Raw genomic sequence first — 18,877 nt, 5'->3', positions numbered from 1 at the left:
TATGGACGCATAGCTCAGTTGGTAGAGCAGCTGACTCTTAATCAGCGGGTCCTTGGTTCGAGCCCAAGTGCGTCCACCATACCTTCATAACGTTAGAGTGATCGGGTGGAGTTGTTTTACCTTGCGGGGTAACGCCACGGGTAACATTTAGGTGTGCAGGTCAGTCGGTTGCGATTGCGGTGGCTGAAGACCAATCGGACCCAATGGCGGACGTCCCGCGCCGCGTCAGCGCTCCCCGAAACCGGCCATTCGTTCAGATCGGGAGTTTGGAGCGATATACTAGGGGCGTCGGACCACAAGATAGTCGGTCATCCAGCGCATATTAGTTTAGCACGATTACGCTACATTTTCGGCTGGATAAAGCTGATCTCCGGCAAACCGCTCCCAAGCAGCGCAAACCGCGGGTTTACCGCCGTTTCGGTTTACCGGTTTGCGCATAGCGTCGTCGATCAAACCGTTGCGTCAGTCAGTCAGTCAGCGCAAGAAGCGCGAACGTCGCTAGCCAATGCTCACCCATATAATCGTCCGCGAGATGGGGCAGCGCGGCTTGGAGGTGTGCGTGGGCGATCAGGCGGGCCGACGTTGGCTCGGGCAGATCGTCGGCGAGGCGCTGCCAGCACCAAGCCCGCGCGAGGTTCAGGCCGTCGAGATGGGCGAGGCGACCGTCGCTGCGATCGGTGACGACGGCCGGCGTGCGCAAGCAAGCGGTCGGTGCGCCGTAGGGATGCGGCAGGAAGGCGCCGAGCCACGCCAGAAAATCCGCGCCGAGCACGTCCTGCATCAAGACCGCTTCACACAAAGTCGCGGACAGGAAGTCCTCGCCGCTCGGCTCCCATGGGTGCGCCGCGCGGTCCGCACCGAACCAAAGTCTTGATCGCTCCTCGATCACCCCGACAAGGGCCGCGTCATGCGTTCGCGCCCACCGCAACGCGTGGATCAGCGCGAAGGCCGTACTGTCATGCTTGCCGCTACGCACGGGATACAAGAGCTTGGGCAAATAGGCGGCAAAGCGCGCGGCGAAGGCCCGCGCAAGCGGCTCCAGCGCCGCGGCCCATGGCCGATCGGGGCGCAACGCGAGCTCGTCATGCAACGCCAGCAGCCACCCCCAGCCGTACGGGCGTTCGAACCCGCCGGTCATCGGTCGATCGAGATAGGCGACCTCGCCGGCCACGCGGTTCGGCACCAGCATCCGATCCGCCAACGCTTCGATCGCGGCTGCCTGGTCCATCGTAGGGAATAGGCGGGCGAGCCGCATCACTTGCCACCAGCCATGGACGCAACTGTGCCAATCGAAGCTCCCATGGAAGATCGGGTGCAGCGTCGCGGGGAGCGCGAGATCGGCCGGGCCGTTGAGGACCTGATCAAGCTTGTAGGGCCATTCGCGCGTCAAATGGCCAAACGTCAGCGTGGCGAACCGCTCGGCGGTGGCAGCATCGAGCATCAGCGAAATCCCAGCCAGTAGAGCAACACGATATTGACCGCCAAGAGCGGCAGCGCGGTCGGCACCTGCGCGCGGATCACCGCGCCCTTGTCCTTCAGGTCGAGCAGGGCGGCGGGCACAAGATTGAAGTTCGCCGCCATCGGCGTCATCAGCGTGCCGCAAAACCCGGCGAGCATGCCGATCGCCGCGATGACTGCCGGGTCGCCGTGATGGCGGCCGATCAGCAGCGGCATCGCGACCGCCGCGAACATCACCGGAAAGGCCGCGAAGGCATTGCCCATCACCATCGTGAAGGCCGCCATGCCAAGCGCGTAGACGAGCACCGCGCCGATCAAGCTGCCCTCGGGGATCGCTGCGCCGGCAATACCGCCGACGACGTGCCCAACACCGGCGAGCGCGAACACCGCGCCGAGGCTCGCCAGCATTTGCGGCAGCACCGCCGCCCAGCCGACGCCGTCCATCAGCCGCAACCCCTCGGCAAACGGCGTGGCGGGGCTCGGCCGGAACCAGGCGTAGCCGATGGCCAGCGCGAGCAGGACGCCGCACGTGAGGGCCACCAGCGTGATTTGCTTGGGATCGACCAGCGCGGGCATGGCCTTGAAGGCAAGGGTGCCCAGCATAGCCGTCGCGGGAATGACCAGAGCGGGCAGGAACAGCCGATTGCCGCGCGTGGTCGCGTCCGCCTGTCGCTCGACCGCGCCGGTGGTGCCGCGCGCGCCGCGTCCCATCGCTCCAGTGCCCGCGATTGCGACGAGACCAAGGACGAGGACACCATTCCCGATATCGCCGATCCGGTCACCGATTGTGAAGCTGACCGCAAGCAAGGCGTAGAAACAGGCGCTGCCGAAGCGCTTAGGATTGCTGCGATCGGTCGCGCTTAGCCATGCGAACATCGCGAACATCAGCCCGGCAAGGGTGTAGATGAAATTCGTGCCGATCATGTGCCACGCGCCAGGCGGCGGTCGAGCCACCACAGGCGGCCCCCATGGATCATCAGCGCCGCGACCGCCGTCGGGATCGCCCAGAGCGATAGATGCAGCGGCTGGATGACGATGCCATAGCCCTCCAGCACCCCCTTCATCAGCAAGATCGATCCAATTGCAATGAAGATATCCTCGCCGAAGAACAGTCCGATATTGTCGGTCGCGGCGGCCAGCGCGGGGATCGCGTCGCCGCCCGGCGCGACGCCTTGCCGCTCCGCCGCCGCCTCGGCCATCGGCGCGACCAGCGGGCGTACGCTCTGCGCCGGTCCGGCGATCGAGGTCAGGCCAAGCGCGGACGTGATCTGCCGGAACAGGAGATAGCCGATCAGCAACCGCCCGACCGTCGCGCCCCGCAATGCCGCGATCACGCCGCGCGCGCGCTCCTGCAGGCCATGGCGTTCGAGCAGGCCGATGACGGGCAAGACGATATAAATCGCGCTGACGAAGCGGTTGGCGTTGAACGCCTTGCCGAACGCAGCGAGGATCGCGAGCGGAGCGATTCCCGCGGCAAGGCCGGTGACCAGTGCCGAGACCGCCACGACCAGCAACGGGTTGAAGCGCAACAGGAAGCCCGCGACGATCACCGCGATCCCGGCCAGAACAAGCATTCAATCGCCTCCGAATCCGCCGCCGCCAGGCGTTTCGATGACGAACACGTCTCCCGCCCGCATGTCCACCTTTGCCGTCGATCCGAGGCGATCGATCGATCCGTCGCTACGCTCGACGCGCGCAGCGCCCACGGCGCCCGCCGACCCGCCATGCAGTCCGAACGGCGGCACGCGGCGGCGATTGGCGAGGATGCAGGCGGTCATATCGGACAGGAACCGAACGCGCCGCAGCCCCCCGTCACCGCCTTTATGCGCCCCTGCACCGCCCGAACCCGGGCGGATCGCGAACGCTTCGAGCAGCACCGGAAAGCGCGTCTCGAAGATTTCGGGGTCGGTCAGGCGGCTGTTGGTCATGTGCGTCTGGATCACCGCCGTGCCGTCATAGCCCGGGCCGGCCCCCGATCCTCCGGCGATCGTCTCATAATATTGGTAGGTGGCGTCGCCGAAGGTGAAGTTGTTCATCGTCCCCTGGCTCGCCGCCATTGCCCCCAGCGCCCCGAATAGCGCGTCGGTGACGACCTGGCTGGTCTCGACATTGCCTGCGACCACAGCCGCCGGGAAGCGCGGATTGAGCATCGACCCTTCCGGCACGCGGATCGTCACGCCGCGCAGGCAGCCATCGTTGAGCGGCACCTCGGTGTCGATCAGCACGCGCAGGACGTATAGCACAGCGGCGCGAACGATAGAGACCGGCGCGTTGAAGTTGTTCGGACGCTGCTCGCTGGTCCCGGCGAAGTCGATCGTCATGGTCCTGCTTGCGCGATCGATCCAGATGGCGACCCTGACGACCGCACCGTCGTCCATCGCATAGGTGAAAGCGCCATCGTCCAGCCGGGCGATCAGGCGGCGCGCCGCGGCATCGGCATTGGCCTGAACATGCTCCATATAGGCGCTGACACCATCCGCGCCGTATTCGTCGGCGATCCGCGCTAAGCCAGCCGCGCCCCGCGTGCAGGCGGCAAGCTGGGCTGCAAGATCGGCGATATTCTGGTCGATGTTGCGCGCCGGATAGCGGCCGCTAGCGAACAACGCGCGCAGTTCGGCTTCGCAGAAATGCCCTTCGTCCACCACCAGCACATCGTCGAGCAACACCCCTTCCTGCTCGACCGAAACACTGTCGGGCGGCATCGATCCAGGCGTAATCCCGCCGACATCGGCATGGTGGCCGCGCGCGGCGACGAACCAGTCCGGCGCACCGCTTCCACCCGACGATCCTGCGGCGAAGACCGGCATGATGACGGTGATGTCGGGCAAGTGCGTGCCTCCGCGATACGGCGCGTTCAGCGCATAGGCGTCTCCGCGGCGGATACCGCGTCCGTCGGCATTGCCACCGCGCGCGGCGATGATCGTGCGGATGCTCTCGCCCATCGAACCGAGATGCACCGGGATATGCGGCGCGTTCGCGACGAGATTGCCCCCGGCGTCGAACAGAGCGCACGAGAAATCGAGCCGCTCGCGGATGTTGACCGACGCGGCGGAGCGTTGCAGCGCGGCGCCCATCTCCTCGGCGATGCTCATGAACAGTCCGGCAAAGATCGCCAGGCGGGTGGGGTCGCTTTGCGTGCCGAAGCTGGCGACGCGTCGGGCGGTGACCCGATCGAGCAGCAGGTTTCCGAGATTGTCCACGCGCGCGCGCCAGCCGGGTTCGACGACCGTGGTCGACATCGGATCTATGATCAAGGCGGGCCCGTCGAGCGTATGGCCGGCGGGCACGCCCTCGCGCGCCATAACTGGCGTATCGTGCCACGCTCCCGCCATATGCACCGGCACGATCGCCAGCGGTGCGGCGGCATGACCAGGCAGATCGACCAGCATGGTCTCGACCGGCGGACTCTTCGCGACGGCTTCGGCGACGAGACGATCGACGATCAAAGGTTGCGTGCTGGCAAAACCGAATTGCGCGACATGTGCGCCGTCGAAACCGGCGATCATCGTCGCCGTGTCCCCAAAATCGAGCTCGATCGTATGTTCGGTCTGGCCGCGACGGAGGTGGACTCGGCGCTCGACCACGACGGCGTCGGGTGCGACGCCCTGCGCCACCAGCGCTTGCTGCGCCTCGTCCACCAGCATATCGAAGGCCGAGGCGATCGCCGCGCTGTCCGCGATCCCCGCGCCCAGCGTCCGCTCGCGCAGCACGCGGCGATCGGCCAGCCCCATGCCATACGCCGACAGCACGCCCGCGAGCGGGTGGATCATCACCTGATCCATCCCCAGCGCGTCGGCGACGAGACACGCATGCTGCCCGCCGGCGCCGCCGAAACAGGCAAGTGTATAGCGAGTGACGTCGTGCCCGCGCGCGACCGAGATTTTGCGGATCGCATTGGCCATGTTCGCCACGGCCACCGCTACGAAGCCTTCGGCGGCGGCATAGGCGTCGAGCGGCAGTTCGGCGAAACGCGCCGCCACTGCCGCCGGGTCGAGCGGCTCGTCGCCCTCCGCCCCGAACAGCGCGGGGAAGAATTCGGGGCGCACCTTGCCGAGCATCACGTTGCAGTCGGTGACGGTCAGCGGCCCGCCACGGCGGTAACAGGCCGGCCCCGGCATCGAGCCGGCGCTGTCCGGCCCCACTCGCAGCCGCTGCCCGTCGAAGCTGCAGATCGAGCCCCCGCCCGCTGCCACGGTATGGATGCGCAACATCGGCGCGCGGATGCGAGCGCCCGCGATCAGCGTCTCGGTATCGCGTTCGTAGCTGCCGGCATAATGCGACACGTCGGTAGATGTGCCGCCCATATCGAACCCGATGATTCGGTCGAACCCGGCCGCGCGCGCGGTCGCCGCCATCCCGACGATGCCACCTGCCGGCCCCGACAGGATCGCATCCTTGCCGCGAAAGCGTGCCCCATCGACGAGGCCACCCGACGATTGCATGAACAGCGCGTTCCGGCCGAGCGCTGCGTGCAGCCCCGCGACGTAGCGATCGAGCACCGGCGACAGATAGGCATCAACCAACGTCGTATCGCCGCGCCCGATCAGCTTGATCAGCGGCGCGACGCGGTGGCTGACCGAAATTTGCGTGAAGCCGATCGCCGTCGCGAGCGCGGCCAGCGCCGCCTCATGCGCGCTGAAGCGATAGCCATGCATCAGGACGATGGCGATCGACCGGAAACCCGCCGCAAAGGCCGTCTGCAAACCGGCCTCCGCCGCGTCGCGGTCGAGCGGGGTCACCACCGTGCCATCCGCTGCGATCCGTTCGTCGATCTCGACGACGTGCGCGAACAGCGGCACGGGACGCGCCAGGTCGCGCGCAAAAATGTCGGCCCGCTCCTGGTGTCCGATCAGCAGCGCATCGCCGAAGCCGCGCGTGATCGCCAGGACGGTCGGCTCGCCCTTGCGCTCGAGCAGCGCATTGGTCGCGACGGTCGTGCCGATGCGCAGTTCGAGCGGCACGTCCACGCGCCCGGTCAGGCGCCGGATCGCCTCAACCGCCGCATCGGCATAACGCTCGGGGTCTTCGGACAGCAGTTTGGCGGTGACGATTTTTCCGCAGGGCTTGCGCGCTACGACGTCGGTAAAGGTACCGCCGCGATCAATCCAGAACTGCCATGGCACCATCAGTCCGTTTCTCATTTCCGCAGTGAAGGATCAAGCGGGAGATCCTTTGATTGCACCGGCTAAGCCAAGCCGCTTGGCGCATGGGCCGATTTACCGCAAACTGACGCGATGCTGACCCTGCTCCTCCTCCTCGCCCAGGCGAGCGCACCGCAAACCCCTCCGCTCGCCGCCGCGACCGCGCCCGCCGCGCAGACGTCGAGGTGGCCCGCGCGCGAGGCGCAGGTCACCTTTCGCAATTTCCGCTTCAAGTCTGGGGAAACCCTGCCCGAACTCCGCATCACCTACACCACGCTCGGGCAACCGCACCGCAACGCGCGGGGCGAAATCGACAATGCGGTGATGGTGCTCTACGGCACCGGCGGTACCGGCCGCCAGTTCCTCAGCCCGCAATTCGCCGACGAGCTCTACGGACCCGGCCAGCCGCTCGACATCGCGCGCTACTGGATCATCCTGCCCGATGGCATCGGCCACGGCAAATCGTCCAAGCCGTCGGACGGCTTGCACATGCGTTTTCCCCAGTACGATTATGACGATATGGTCGAAGCGCAGTATCGGCTGCTGCGCGATGCGCTGGGCATCCAGCGGATGCGTCTCATCATGGGCACGTCGATGGGTTGCATGCACAGCCTGATATGGGGGGAGACGCATCCCGATTACGTTCGCGCGCTGATGCCGCTCGCGTGCGAGCCTGTGGAGATCGCCGGGTTGAACCGCATGTGGCGCGAACTTGCGGTGGAGGGGATCGAGGCGGACCCGGCCTGGGCCGGCGGCGACTATCGCGCGCCGCCGACGCAGGGCTTGCGAACTGCCGCGAGCCTGCTGTTCGTAGCGGGGGCGGCCCCGCTCTATTTCCAGTCGCAATATCCGCATCGCCAAGCGGCCGAGGCCTTCGCACGCGAACGGGTGGCGGCATCAATCGCTGCGACCGACGCCAACGATTTGATCTACCAGATCAACGCGTCGCGCACCTACGCACCATGGCCTCGGCTGGAGGCGATCACCGTGCCGACGACCTGGATCAATTCCGCAGACGATTTCATCAACCCGCGCAACCTCGATTATCCCCGGCAAGCGGTCGCGCGGATGAAGGACGCCCGCTTCCGGCTCATTCCGGAAACCGCGGAAACACGCGGCCACGGCACACACACCGCGGCGCGCTTCTGGAAGCAGGATCTGGTCGAACTGCTTCAGCGCACCGAGTAATGCGCCAAAATCATCACGACCCAGAAGTCGCCGTTCGGGCGTCCCTTGCCCCCCCCCCCCCCCGAAACCTGCCGTTCATGCACAATGTGATGTCGGCTCGGTCCGGCTGAGTTTGACCGGCAGCTTTGCCGCGACAGCTGCTGGTCGACCTTCAGTTTTCATGCACAGGCTTGCGACTTGGAAAATAGGCTGCGAACGATTGCGTGCACCGTCTTGCTGATAGCCAACATGTACGCAGCTAAAGCAGCTTTCCGTCCAAAGCGCCGCCAAACGCATCGCGCTCAATCCAAGTCGCCGTAGCCGTGGCCGACCGTGATCCGCGCGCCCGTACCCAAGCCGCCATTCGCGCCTTCCCACCAATATGGCAGCCGCTTGCGCGTTCCGGTGGCGACCTCGTTCAGCGTCGCCGCGTCGTACAACCGGCCGCCGAGCATGACCTGCGCGACCTTGTCGCTGTTGCGGATGTCGACGCTGGGATCGGCATCGAGCACGACGAGATCGGCAAGCTTGCCGACCTCCAGCGAGCCGACATCCTTCTGGTAACCCAGCGAGCGTGCCGACTCGATCGTACCGGCACGGAGGGCCTCGACCGGCGTGAAACCGCCGCGCACGAAGCTCCACAGTTCCCAATGCGCGCCCAGCCCCGGCTGCTGGCCGTGCGCGCCGATCGCCACCGGCACGCCCCTGTCAGCAAGCCTCTTTGCCTCGCGCGCAGTGGCGCCATCGACATAATCCTCTTCCGGCGCGATCTCGCGGCGGGCGTTCTGTGCGGCTAGCAAGGCAGGCGGCGCATGGCGGCGGAGCAGCGGATGCCGCCACACGTCGCTATGTGCGCGCCAATACGGGTCCCCCGCTGGGCCGCCATAGGCGACGACCAAGGTGGGCGTATAGCCGACGGTTGATTGCGACCACAGGCTGACCACGTCGGCGTAGAAATGCTCCAGAGGCACGTTGTGCTCGACCGTGGAATTGCCGTCCTGCACCAGGCTCATGTCCAGCGTGAACAGCGAGCCGCCCTCGGGCACCACCTCCATATTTTCGGCCTGCGCGGCGGCGACGACCATTTGGCGCTGTTCGCGACGTGGCTGGTTGTAGTTCTTCACGCTGTGCGCGCCCTGCGCCTTGAGGCGGCGGACGACGGCGAGCGCATCTTCGTAGGTGTCGATCTGGGCATAGACATCCGCGGCCTTCGCGCCGTAGATGATCTCCCCGGTCGAGAAGGTCCGCGGGGCAAGCAGCATCCCGGCCTGTTGCATTTCTGCAGCTGGGAAGATCTCGGCCGAGCGCGACGAGGGATCGTGGATCGTCGTCGTGCCGAGTGCGAGATTGGCCATCGCCGACCAGTTCTGCTGCGGTACCAGCTCGTCCTCGCCCTGCGGCCCGTGCGCATGCGCATCGACGAGCCCCGGGATGATCGTCTTCCCCGCGACATCGACCGTCTTGGTGCCCGCGGGGATCGTCACCGAGCCGCGCGGACCGATCGCGACGATGCGGTCGCCCCGGATGAGGATCGTGGCGTCGTCGATGATTCCGCCATCCTTCGTCGCCATCGTGACGACGCGGGCACCGGTGAGGGCAACACTGCCAGTGGCCTTGGCGGCGGTTACAGGCATCGCCAGCGATACGCCGATACGCGGCGCGGCGAACTTGTGCGCATCCTCGCCTGCCGGTGCGTCGCGGAAGAGCGCGGCGGTCTGCGCGGTGTAGAGCGTCGGGCCGGCGCTCCAGTGGAGCGCCTTGCCGTCGTTCGACCAGTTGATGAAGTCTGCGCCGTCTCCGCTCACGCGGGTGATCGGCAGCGGGCCAGCTTTGGCCGATCCGTCGGTAGCCACCGCCTGCTTGCCCGGCATCAGCGGCATGACGAACGCTTCGTAATTCTGTCGGAAGGCAATGTAATCGCCTGCAGGCGAGACTTGATAATCGTTGACCAGTTCGCCTTCGGCATGGACGCGGCGGTCCTGCCCGTCGAGCCCGGCGCTGATCAGCTGGTGCTTGTCCTTTTCGGTGACGATGAGGAACACGCGGTCGCTGGTCGCGCCGAACTGCGGTCTGGCGGCATCCTTGCTGATGCGCACCGGCGCACCACCGGTCGCCGCAACGCGGTACGCGCCAGTGCCCGCGGCGCCGCGCGCCGCGGTCAGATTGCCGCCCTCGCCCTGTTCGAACACGATCGTCTTGCCATCGGGCGAGAAGCGCGGGAGGCGATAATGGCCAGCAACCGTGGTGACGGTGCGGGCGTTTCCGCCGCCTGCCGCCACTGCGCGGACCTGGCCTAGCCCGGCATCGCTCCAGCCAACGAACACGATCGTCCGCCCGTCCCGCGACCAGCTCGGGAACAGCTCCAACTCGTCGCCACCGCGCGTTAGCCGGTTCGCGGTGCCGCCGGCTGCGGGCTCGATCCACAGCTTGCCGAGCGTCTCGAACACCACCGTCCGGCCATCGGGCGAGACGGTCGCCCAGCGCGGCATCTTGGTCGTGAACGTCGCCGGTGCCACCTCGATCTGCGGATGCACCGCATCGACGATCACGCGCGTATCGTCGATCCGGAACGGGATCACCGCTGCGCCGCTGCCGTCCGCCGCGACCCGTCGCAGTTTGCCGCCGGCCCAGAACACGATCTGCTGGTCGCCCGGCGTCCAGGCCATTTCGGGATACACCCCAGTCACGGCCCAGGTTTCCTGCACGTCGCGATCGAGCGGGCCATACACCACGCGCTCGACGCCGCTTGCCAGATCCTTGACCCATAATTTGGTGACGTTGTCCTCACGTCGCACGAACGCGATGCGTTTGCCGTCGCGGCTCGGCGTCGGGCGCACCGATCCGCCAACGCCCGAAACTGCCGTGGTAACCTCGCCGGTGTCGATATCGTAGCGCTCGATGTCGAACAGGTCGGTGCGCGAATTCTGCGCATATTGGAAGATCGGGCCGGGCGAGACGTTGCGTGAGTAATAAATGCTCTTGCCGTCGCGGGCGTAGATCGGCTCCCCCAATTCCTTTTGCAGCACTTCGCTCGCGCGCTTGACCAACTGCACGCCGCCGCCGCCAGACACGTGATACAGCCAGATCTCGCCGGTGCCGAGCGAACGCCCGGTGGTGAAATGCTTTTTCGCCACGATAAAGCGCCCGTCCGGGCTCCAGCTCGGCTGGTTGAGGAGGCGAAAATCCTCCTTCGTCACTTGGCGCTTGTCGCTGCCATCGGCGTTCATCACCCAGATATTGTCGCCACCCCCACGATCCGAAGTGAAGGCGATGCGTCGTCCGTCGGGCGAGAAGCGCGGCTGGTGCTCGAACGCCAACCCGTCGGCGATGCGCGTCGGCGTGCCACCGATGATCGGCATGGTATAGATATCGCCGAGCAGGTCGAACGCGAGTGTGCGGCCGTCGGGGGAGACGTCCACGTTCATCCAACTGCCTTCATCGACCCGGATCGGCACTTCACGCGTTTTCAGACCGCGCGGCGCGTTGACGTTCCAGGCGGGCGGTTTCTTCGGCGTGGCGACGGCCACGGGCGCGGTGGGCGCGACGGGCGGCGGGGGCAACGTGCCGGTCTTTTGCGGGACCGGGGCGATCGCCTTGTTCTCCGGCCCCTGGGTCTGCTCGACCGGCTTGTTCACTGGCGGCGGCGAGGTCTGAGCCGAAAGCTGCGTGGCGAACAGGCACGAGACAATAGCGGTATAGGTGTGCTTCACGGTTCGCGGATCTCCTGTTACGCCCCAGCTTAACCAATCCGCAGCCGCGGTCACCCTGAAAGATCGAGGGCCCACGCAGGCGTTTGACTGTCAACAATCAAAGGGTTGCTTCTGACCCGCCTGATCGTCTTGAGAGGCCGACAGTCGCTCGAATGCGCGTTAAGACTGAGGTTTCGGCGCTTTAAATCGGCAGATATAACATCGTCGAAAAAAATCCGTGCCTTCCCCAAAGATGTGTCCGCAAGATCCAGCAGATCTTCGTTAATAAGCAAAGATGCGGGCTGACGTGACTCCCGTCTTTGATCCAGCCGCAACCAGAGACTGGCCATTGTTTGAGCTGCTACCCATTCTTGGACCACCCGGCTGGGCGTCATCCAGTGCCTGCCGGCCAGGGCGGGCCATGTGGTCGCACCTCGTTATAGTCCCTACGCCAAGTCTCGCATTTTCCGACCGCGTCCTCGAGGCTCATGCACCAGTGCTGGTTCAGGCACTCCGCCCGGAAGGTGCCGTTGAAGCTCTCGATGAACGCATTGTCCGTCGGCGTGCCAGGCCGCGAGAAGTCCAGTACGACACCCCGCATGTACGCCCACCGGTCGAGGTCTCGGGAGATGAACTTGCTGCCCTGATCCACCCGGATCGAGGCTGGATAGCCGACCCCACCGCAAACCCGGTCAAGCACGGCGATCACGTCAGGCGCCCGGAAGCTGAACCGCGGCACTACTGCTGGCGAGAACCGGCTGAAAGTGTCGATCACCGTCAAGATGCGCAGCTTCGATCCCGTGGCGAGTTGGTCATGGACGAAGTCCATGGCCCATGCTTCATTCGACACGACGCCGCGCAGCGTCCTTCTCTCAGCTTTGCGTTTACCCGGCGATTCGGTGGCTTTTGTCGCAGCTGCAGCCCCAACTCCTTGTAAAGCCGATAAACACGCTTCGCGTTCACATCCCACCCCCCCCGCCGGGGCAGCACATGGATCCGGCGATAGCCGTAACGCACGCGCGTTTCAGCGATCTCCTGCATCCGCTTCTTCAGGTCGGCCTGATCCGCGGGGCGTACACGATAGTGGTAGCTCGATCGCTCCGCCCGAAGCACGCTGCACGCCCGTCGGATACTGACGGACCAGATGCCCCGGATGTCGTCGACGAGCTGACGCCGCCGATCAGGCCTCAGAGCGTTCGCGACCCATTCGGCCTACAATCGATCCCCCGGATCGATTGTCAAACGGCCTCATCCTGCAACATCGCCTTGTCGAGGCCCAGGTCCGCCACCAACCGCTTGAGCTTCGCATTCTCATCCTCGAGCTGGCATCATCGCCGCATCTCCGATGGCGTCAAACCGGCGTATTTCTTGCGCCAGGCATAGAATGTCGCATCGCTGATCCCGGCTTTGCGGCACACCTCGCCGATCGTCGTGCCGTCCTCGGCCTGCTTCAACACGAACGCGATCTGCGCCTCGCTGAACTTCGATCTTTCCATCGCTCACCCCCTTGCCTGACCCTCAATCCTAAACTGGACTTTTCCAGCTCAAAACGGTCCAGGAGCCGATGGATTTGCGGCGAGGCAACTTAAGGACGCTCACTTGTCTCCGCATGAGGATTTCAGCGCGGTCGAAATTTCTCTCAATGCCGAGTCGATAGCACCACCGGCCCTATCAGGCCGGAGGTCCGCAATGGCGCATCGGCGCGATACGTCGGTAGGGTGGTGAAGGTCACTTTCTCCGCGTTCGGCTGCGCATCGCCGATCAGGCGGTTGACCCAAAGGTTGGCAACCCGCACTTCGATCGTATTGCGGCCGGCGCGGACAGCGCTGCCGATATCGACGCGATACGGTGGGCGCCACAGCGTCCCCAAGCTCAGCCCGTTGATCCGCACCTCCGCCACGTCCCCGACGCTGCCAAGGTCCAACACCACCGATTTTGCCGCGCTTGCCTGCGGCAGGTCGAACCCACTGCTGTACGTCGCAATTCCCGAGAAATAGCGGATGCCCGGATCGGCGCCTTTATCGAGCGGCTGCAGCACGGTCATCGTGGTTTTGGCAGGCGCCCCGCGCCCCGGCTCGAATGTCACGGACCATGGCGCGTTCAGCGTTGCAAGGAGCGTCTCGACGGTCGGTACGACAGTCTCGCTGCTTAGCGCTGTGTGCTTGCGAAATACGACGAACACGGACTCATGCGCCTTTAGCGTAAGCGGGGTCACGGTTGACCCGCCGAACCGTCGCCAGGAGATCGACTCGCTTTGGCCGGTCTCGGCATGCCACAGTTCCGGAACCCTACCGCTTACCGAAAAGGTGGCATCGGTCTGCGCGACTCGATTTCCGCGGTTGTCGATCCAATAGATGTCCGCGTCAGCGGTGCGCCGATGCACGAACGCCAACTCGGCGTCGGCTGGCCCGCTATGCTGAAAATCGGGTGCGATCTTGGCGCGCGCCAGCCCTTGCGCGACGCTGTCGACAGCGATCACGCGGCCGGCCCCTACCCGCGTCTCTTGCCCCCCGGCCCACAACCGCGCGACAAGCGTTGCAAACGCTGCGGCATCGTCGGCAAGGCTCGGGCTGCTATCTGGCGCCTTGCCGATCACGGTCGCCCCCGCCTCGGCGAGCGCGGCAATGCGGCGCAGCGTCGGCAGCGTCATCCGGTGGGAGGTGCCACCAAGATAAAGCGCCTTGTAGCGCGCACCGCCCTTCGCGACGATCAGCCCGTGCTCGACCGTTACCGCATCGGTCAGCGCGGGTGCATTGATATAATCCCAGCCCCAGACAGGCGGCACGTCGGCCAACGGTGTGACCGCGTTGAGTGCAGTGATCGGCGCTTCCTCACCATAGAAATAAGCCAGATCGGCAACATTGCGCCCCTGCTGCAGCAGGAAGCTGGTGCGTGCGATATAGTCGATCCAGGGGCGTGCCAGCTCGGCCCAGGTCTCGTGCCGCGTGAAATACTGCCCGATCATCGCCAGGCTGAGCCCCGGCGCCCGGTCGAGCGGCTGATGGACCGAGGTGTGGATCACGGGCCGATTGATGCCGTTCGCGAATTCCAGGTCGATCATCGGCCGCAAATCGGCCGGCGCGAACGCCCACGGCCAAAAAGCGGCGGTCAGGGACTCGGCCGCGACCAAATTCTGCCCATAGATGTGCGCGACCGACGCCGCGCCGCGATCATCGCCGATCAGCGTCGCGCGTGGCCCTTCGGCGCCATACGTCCACATCGCCGCCATCGGAATGTCGGTATGCGCCCGCATCGCCATATCGTCGCCGAGCACCGGACGCTTGTCTTCGAGCGCTTCGCCATAGACTTTCAGCCCATGCTCATGCGCCACCGCAGCGAGCGTTCCATAATGCGCATCGGCGAGCAGATCGGCGAGCGTCTGGCGATAGTCGTACAGAAACGCGTCGGTCCGTGTCGCCGAGCCGATCACCGCCCCGGTCAGCGTGGGCAGCCACGGCGTAGGGTCGTAGCCCCGGAGCCGCTTGAACGCGGATACCATGTCCGGCGTCCAGTTCGATGCGCCGACCTCGATCGAATCGGTTAGCAGCGCGCCAAGACTCTTGCCGATCGCGTCCTTGCCCGCGGCGTCGCGATAAAGGTCGAGATAGGCTTCGAGATACCGCCGAACCGCTGCGGCATCATATTTGTCGACCTCGAGCCCGGTCGCCTCGGGGGTCGCGGGATGGTTGGTCTTGCCGAGCAGCGTCGAACCCAGCCGCACTATCCGCCAACGCCCCGGCGGCGGGCTCCAGTCGAGCGTGCCGTCGGGGTGCAGCCGGGTGGTGAGGTCGATCACGCGTGCGGGATCGACCTCCGGGCTCGCGGGCGCGTCGAGCGCATAATAGTCGAGCGCGATGTCGAACCCCGCCTTGGTCTCGGCGCGATGGACTCGCGCGGCATCGCTTACGCGGAACATGCCGAGGCGGACTGTTGGGCCCTGCGGGGCTTTCGGGAATATGTCGATGATCTCGGCACCCGGCGCGCCGATGCTCATCGGCCTTGGCCCCGACATGGCGGTCGGGACGAGCACCAGCCGTACCGCGCGCGTGCGGACGGGTGCGAACGACACCGTCGTCGGGACGCCCCCGAGCGGAACGTCGGCGAGCTTGCGCCAGCGGCCATCGACCTCTGCCTCGATGATCGGACGCAGCACCGGCGCGGAAAACGTCGATTTGGCATCGCTGATGAATACCGTCGCTGCGCGGATGGTGCGCGGGGCGGCGAACCGCAGGATGGCCAGTCCCGGCGCGGCGGCCGTTCCCCTTGCGACATCGACGGCGGAGACCAGCGATGCATCCGAGAGCGCCGCGGCATCGAGGGGCGTTCCGATAGCGTCGTTCGCCGTCACGCGCGGCGCGGCACCCTCGGCGATCGGGTACGCCAGAACCGCGACGTCGGTGTAGAAACTCGGCTTTGGCGACGCGACGGGCGCGCCGCCCGGTTCGTCATTCTTGAACGCGATATCCTGGAACGGTCCGGTCGTTACGGGCGGCGGCCCGAGCACACCGCGGAAACGCGTTCCGCCCACAATGTCGGTTTCGCTCCAGACGAGCTTCTTCATCGCATCGCGCGGCGCGACCCACGGACCACCTGTCTCACTCCAGCCGGGCGAGGCCGCGATCGCGAATTCGAGCCCCAGCCGATCGGCGGTCGCCACGGCGTGCGCGAAGGCATGTTTCCAGGGCCGCGTCATATAGGGCAGCCGCCGCTCGACGATTTGCGGCGTACCGAGCGTCGCGTCGAAGGTCTGCACCCCGCCGATGCCGATCCGGTGCATCCATTCGAGATCCTTGGTGATCCCGTCTTCGGTAATGTTGCCATTCAACCAGTGCCACCAGACGCGCGGTCGCGCGCTGGCGGGGGGATCGCGAAAGCCATCGACGAGAGGATCGGCCGCGGCAACCGGCTGGGCGTTCGCCGCGGTCGTGCTCAGCAGCGCCGCGAGCAAAAGGAGGGCACGCGCGCGCATCATATCGGAGGCCTTTCCAGCATGGTTGGCCGCTGCCTGGACGCAACGGCCATGACCAGATCCAGACGGACAGCGACGGCGCGGACGCCGGCGCTGCCCGCGACGATCAGTATTTGAAGCTCAACCGCATGCCGTAGGTCCGCGGCGGCTGGAACTGATAGGTGTTGATCGACGGGATCGCCGTGAAGTTGCGCGTCGCGTTCGCGAACACCGCCTTGTCGGTGAAGTTGCGAACGAACGCCGAGATCTGCAGGTGCCCGCCCGCCGGCGCATAGGTCAGTTGCGCATTGCCCGTCGCATACGCCGTCTGGCGCGTGTCGGCGTCGTTGAACACGCTGTAATAATAGGCCGTCGAATATTTCCCATCGACCCGCGGCGTCAGCGTCGCGCCATTGGCGAAGTCGAAGCGATATTCGAGCCCACCGGTCAGCGCGAAGCGCGGCGCGTTTGGCAGATCGTTGCCCGAGACGTTGCGCGACACCGCCGCACCGGTCACCGGATCGGTGCTGCTCACCGTGCCGATATTCTTGTCGAACTGCGCGTGCAGGTAGGTGCCGTTGAGATCGAGACGCGCGGCACCGAACAAGGCGATGAACTGCGCCTCGGCGCCGTAGATCTTGGCGCTGCCGATGTTGAACACGCCAGACCCCGACGAGACCACGGGCGAAGCCTGCGACGCCTGATAGCCCTTGTAGTTCTGGTAGAAGATATCGGCGTTGAGCTGCAGCTTGCGATCCGCGAAACGGTTCTTGGTGCCGATCTCCCACGAATAGACGTTCTCGGGGCCGTAATCGACCGACGGCGCCGATCCGTTGGAATTGAAGCCGCCCGATTTGTAGCCGGACGAATATTTCGCATAGACGAGATTGCGATCGGTCGGTGTCCAGTCGATCCCGCCAAGGAAGGTCGGACGCTGCTGGCGCAAGGTGCCGTTGCCCAGCCCCGGAAGGATCGGCGGGTTCCCCAGGCACCCGATGATCGGATAGAGGAACGCCGGGATATGCGCGATATCGCAGCGCAGCTGCGAGGTCCCCGTGCGGTCCTTCTTGTCCCAAGTGTAGCGCGCGCCCGCGGTCAGCTTGAGCGTGTCGGTCACGCGCAGGCTCGCCTGGCCGAAGACGGCGTCGGAGCTGGTCTTGGTATTGTAGCGGAAGCGGACCAGATATTGCCCGGCATATTGCCCCGATAGCTGCAGCAATCCGCTGTCGAGCGAGTTCGACTCGTCGAAGTGGAAATAGCCGACCTGCGCCGAGAATGCGCGGCCCTGCGGCGTGGCGAGGCGGACTTCGTGGTTCCACGTGTCGGGATTTTCGGCCTGACGGAAGTTGACCGGGTTGGCCGCGTTGCCGCTTGCGTCGAGCGCATGGCGCCACTGCTGCGAGTCGTACCCACCAGCATAGGTCAGCGTCAGACCGAGCGGGAGGCGATCATAGCTGAATTCCCACCGGATGCGGTTGCCATTGATGCGGTTGAAGGTCGGCGCGTAATTGACGAACTGCTTCTCATCGAAGCTGGCCGGAAGGATCGTCGCAATCGGACGGATCGCCGCGACGTCGCCGACATTGTTGATATCGTCATGCTGATACTGGATCATGCCGTCGAAGCCGGCAAAGGGCTGCACCGCCAGTGTGACGCGCCCCGACGTCGTCTGATCGTCATCGCCGCGACCGCCGACGCCGAGCAGCTCGCGATACCCGTCGTGCCGGCGCGCGACGCCCGAGAGGCGCAGCTGCGCCCAGCTCGCGAGCGGAATATCGATACCCGCTTCGGCGTTGACCGTCTTGTAATTGCCGGCCTCGAGCGAGAAATTGCCCCCGAGATCCTTGCCCGGCCGCCGCGTGATCAGGCTGATCAGGCCGCCGGTCGAATTGCGACCGAACAACGTCCCCTGCGGCCCTTTCAGCACTTCGACGCGCTGCAGATCGTAGATCGAGGTGGCGATGCTGAACGAGCGGTTGGTGAAGAAACCGTCGCGCGCGATCGGCACCGACGGATCGCCGATCTCGGTGACATCGGTAGAGGCGATGCCGCGGATCGCGACATAGGCAGCGCCGGTCGACGTGACGATGTTCACGCTCGGATCGATGCGCTGCAGGTTGGTGACGTTGGTCACGCCAGCAGCGGCGAGGTCGGCGCCGCTATAGACCGTCAACGCCGTGGCGGTCTTCTGCGCGCTCGATTCGACGCGGTTGGCGGTGACGATAATGTCCTGCAGCTGGTCGGCAGGGGCTTGGTCGCCCGTGGCTGCGGCAACCGCCGGAGCGCCCGGTTGCGTGGTCGGCGCAGGCGCCGGCTCGGTCTGCGCCATCGCCGGCAGCGCGGTGGTGATCAGCGCCGTCGTGGCCATGAGCCGCAGGAAATCGGATGTGTTCATGCTGTCCTCCCCTTCATCCGCGGGTCGGTCGCCATCCGGCACCGCCCGCATTTCATGATCGACACCATCGTCGAATTAT

At 65.6% G+C, this 18,877-nt stretch carries 8 protein-coding genes, 1 tRNA gene and 1 pseudogene; 2 read left to right on the top strand and 8 right to left on the bottom strand.

The genetic code is table 11. From position 1 onward, the window contains the following. Positions 1-3 precede the first annotated feature (3 nt). A tRNA-Lys gene (locus tag IE187_RS00205) sits at positions 4-79 on the top strand. A gap of 387 nt (positions 80-466) precedes the next feature. Here the strand turns inward: IE187_RS00205 and IE187_RS00200 are convergent. From IE187_RS00200 to IE187_RS00185, 4 genes are read right to left on the bottom strand one after another with little or no spacing between them, the layout of a single operon-like run. Further along, positions 467-1,441 (bottom strand): DUF2891 domain-containing protein, encoded by a 975-nt coding sequence (locus tag IE187_RS00200; RefSeq protein ID WP_189674628.1) that lies wholly within the window; start codon positions 1,439-1,441, stop codon positions 467-469. Then, entirely contained in the window at positions 1,441-2,382 is a 942-nt protein-coding gene (locus IE187_RS00195) for a DUF979 domain-containing protein (RefSeq protein WP_189674627.1), read from the bottom strand. Before IE187_RS00195 ends, IE187_RS00200 begins: the two co-directional genes overlap by 1 nt. Further along, positions 2,379-3,032 (bottom strand): DUF969 domain-containing protein, encoded by a 654-nt coding sequence (locus IE187_RS00190; RefSeq protein ID WP_189674626.1) that lies wholly within the window; start codon positions 3,030-3,032, stop codon positions 2,379-2,381. Before IE187_RS00190 ends, IE187_RS00195 begins: the two co-directional genes overlap by 4 nt. Then, positions 3,033-6,584: a hydantoinase B/oxoprolinase family protein gene (locus IE187_RS00185; protein WP_189674625.1), complete on the bottom strand. Its 3,552-nt coding sequence runs from the start codon at positions 6,582-6,584 to the stop codon at positions 3,033-3,035. Between the two features lie 108 nt (positions 6,585-6,692). On the opposite strand from IE187_RS00185, the gene IE187_RS00180 reads away from it, so the two are divergent. Then, positions 6,693-7,787 (top strand): alpha/beta fold hydrolase, encoded by a 1,095-nt coding sequence (locus IE187_RS00180; protein ID WP_189674624.1) that lies wholly within the window; start codon positions 6,693-6,695, stop codon positions 7,785-7,787. 281 nt (positions 7,788-8,068) lie between these two features. Here the strand turns inward: IE187_RS00180 and IE187_RS00175 are convergent, their stop codons facing one another. The 4 genes and pseudogenes from IE187_RS00175 to IE187_RS00160 all read right to left on the bottom strand — a co-directional run bounded on the left by IE187_RS00175 (position 8,069) and on the right by IE187_RS00160 (position 18,798). Beyond that, on the bottom strand, positions 8,069-11,476 hold the full coding sequence (locus IE187_RS00175; RefSeq protein WP_189674623.1) for an amidohydrolase family protein: 3,408 nt from the start codon (positions 11,474-11,476) through the stop codon (positions 8,069-8,071). 397 nt (positions 11,477-11,873) lie between these two features. Further along, positions 11,874-12,951: pseudogene (locus tag IE187_RS00170) on the bottom strand (IS3 family transposase); the annotation flags it as partial. A gap of 143 nt (positions 12,952-13,094) precedes the next feature. Beyond that, positions 13,095-16,427 carry a glycosyl hydrolase gene (locus IE187_RS00165; RefSeq protein ID WP_229839159.1) on the bottom strand — a complete coding sequence of 1,111 codons (3,333 nt, stop codon included), beginning with the start codon at positions 16,425-16,427 and terminating at the stop codon, positions 13,095-13,097. A gap of 103 nt (positions 16,428-16,530) precedes the next feature. Beyond that, positions 16,531-18,798 (bottom strand): TonB-dependent receptor, encoded by a 2,268-nt coding sequence (locus tag IE187_RS00160; RefSeq protein ID WP_189674622.1) that lies wholly within the window; start codon positions 18,796-18,798, stop codon positions 16,531-16,533. Positions 18,799-18,877 lie beyond the last annotated feature (79 nt).

The organism is Sphingomonas glacialis (assembly GCF_014653575.1).
GTDB classification, from domain to species: Bacteria; Pseudomonadota; Alphaproteobacteria; order Sphingomonadales; family Sphingomonadaceae; genus Sphingomonas; species Sphingomonas glacialis.
The sequence above is the reverse complement of the archived record's forward strand: the minus strand, read 5'-3'. Positions and strand labels throughout refer to the sequence as shown.

Excerpts from the sequence above, each read along its gene's own strand:
- IE187_RS00200 (WP_189674628.1), bottom strand. The coding sequence starts at position 1,441 with ATGCTCGATGCTGCCACCGCCGAGCGGTTCGCCACGCTGACGTTTGGC.
- IE187_RS00195 (WP_189674627.1), bottom strand. The coding sequence starts at position 2,382 with ATGATCGGCACGAATTTCATCTACACCCTTGCCGGGCTGATGTTCGCG.
- IE187_RS00190 (WP_189674626.1), bottom strand. The coding sequence starts at position 3,032 with ATGCTTGTTCTGGCCGGGATCGCGGTGATCGTCGCGGGCTTCCTGTTG.
- IE187_RS00185 (WP_189674625.1), bottom strand. The coding sequence starts at position 6,584 with ATGGTGCCATGGCAGTTCTGGATTGATCGCGGCGGTACCTTTACCGAC.
- IE187_RS00180 (WP_189674624.1), top strand. The coding sequence starts at position 6,693 with ATGCTGACCCTGCTCCTCCTCCTCGCCCAGGCGAGCGCACCGCAAACC.
- IE187_RS00165 (WP_229839159.1), bottom strand. The coding sequence starts at position 16,427 with ATGATGCGCGCGCGTGCCCTCCTTTTGCTCGCGGCGCTGCTGAGCACG.
- IE187_RS00160 (WP_189674622.1), bottom strand. The coding sequence starts at position 18,798 with ATGAACACATCCGATTTCCTGCGGCTCATGGCCACGACGGCGCTGATC.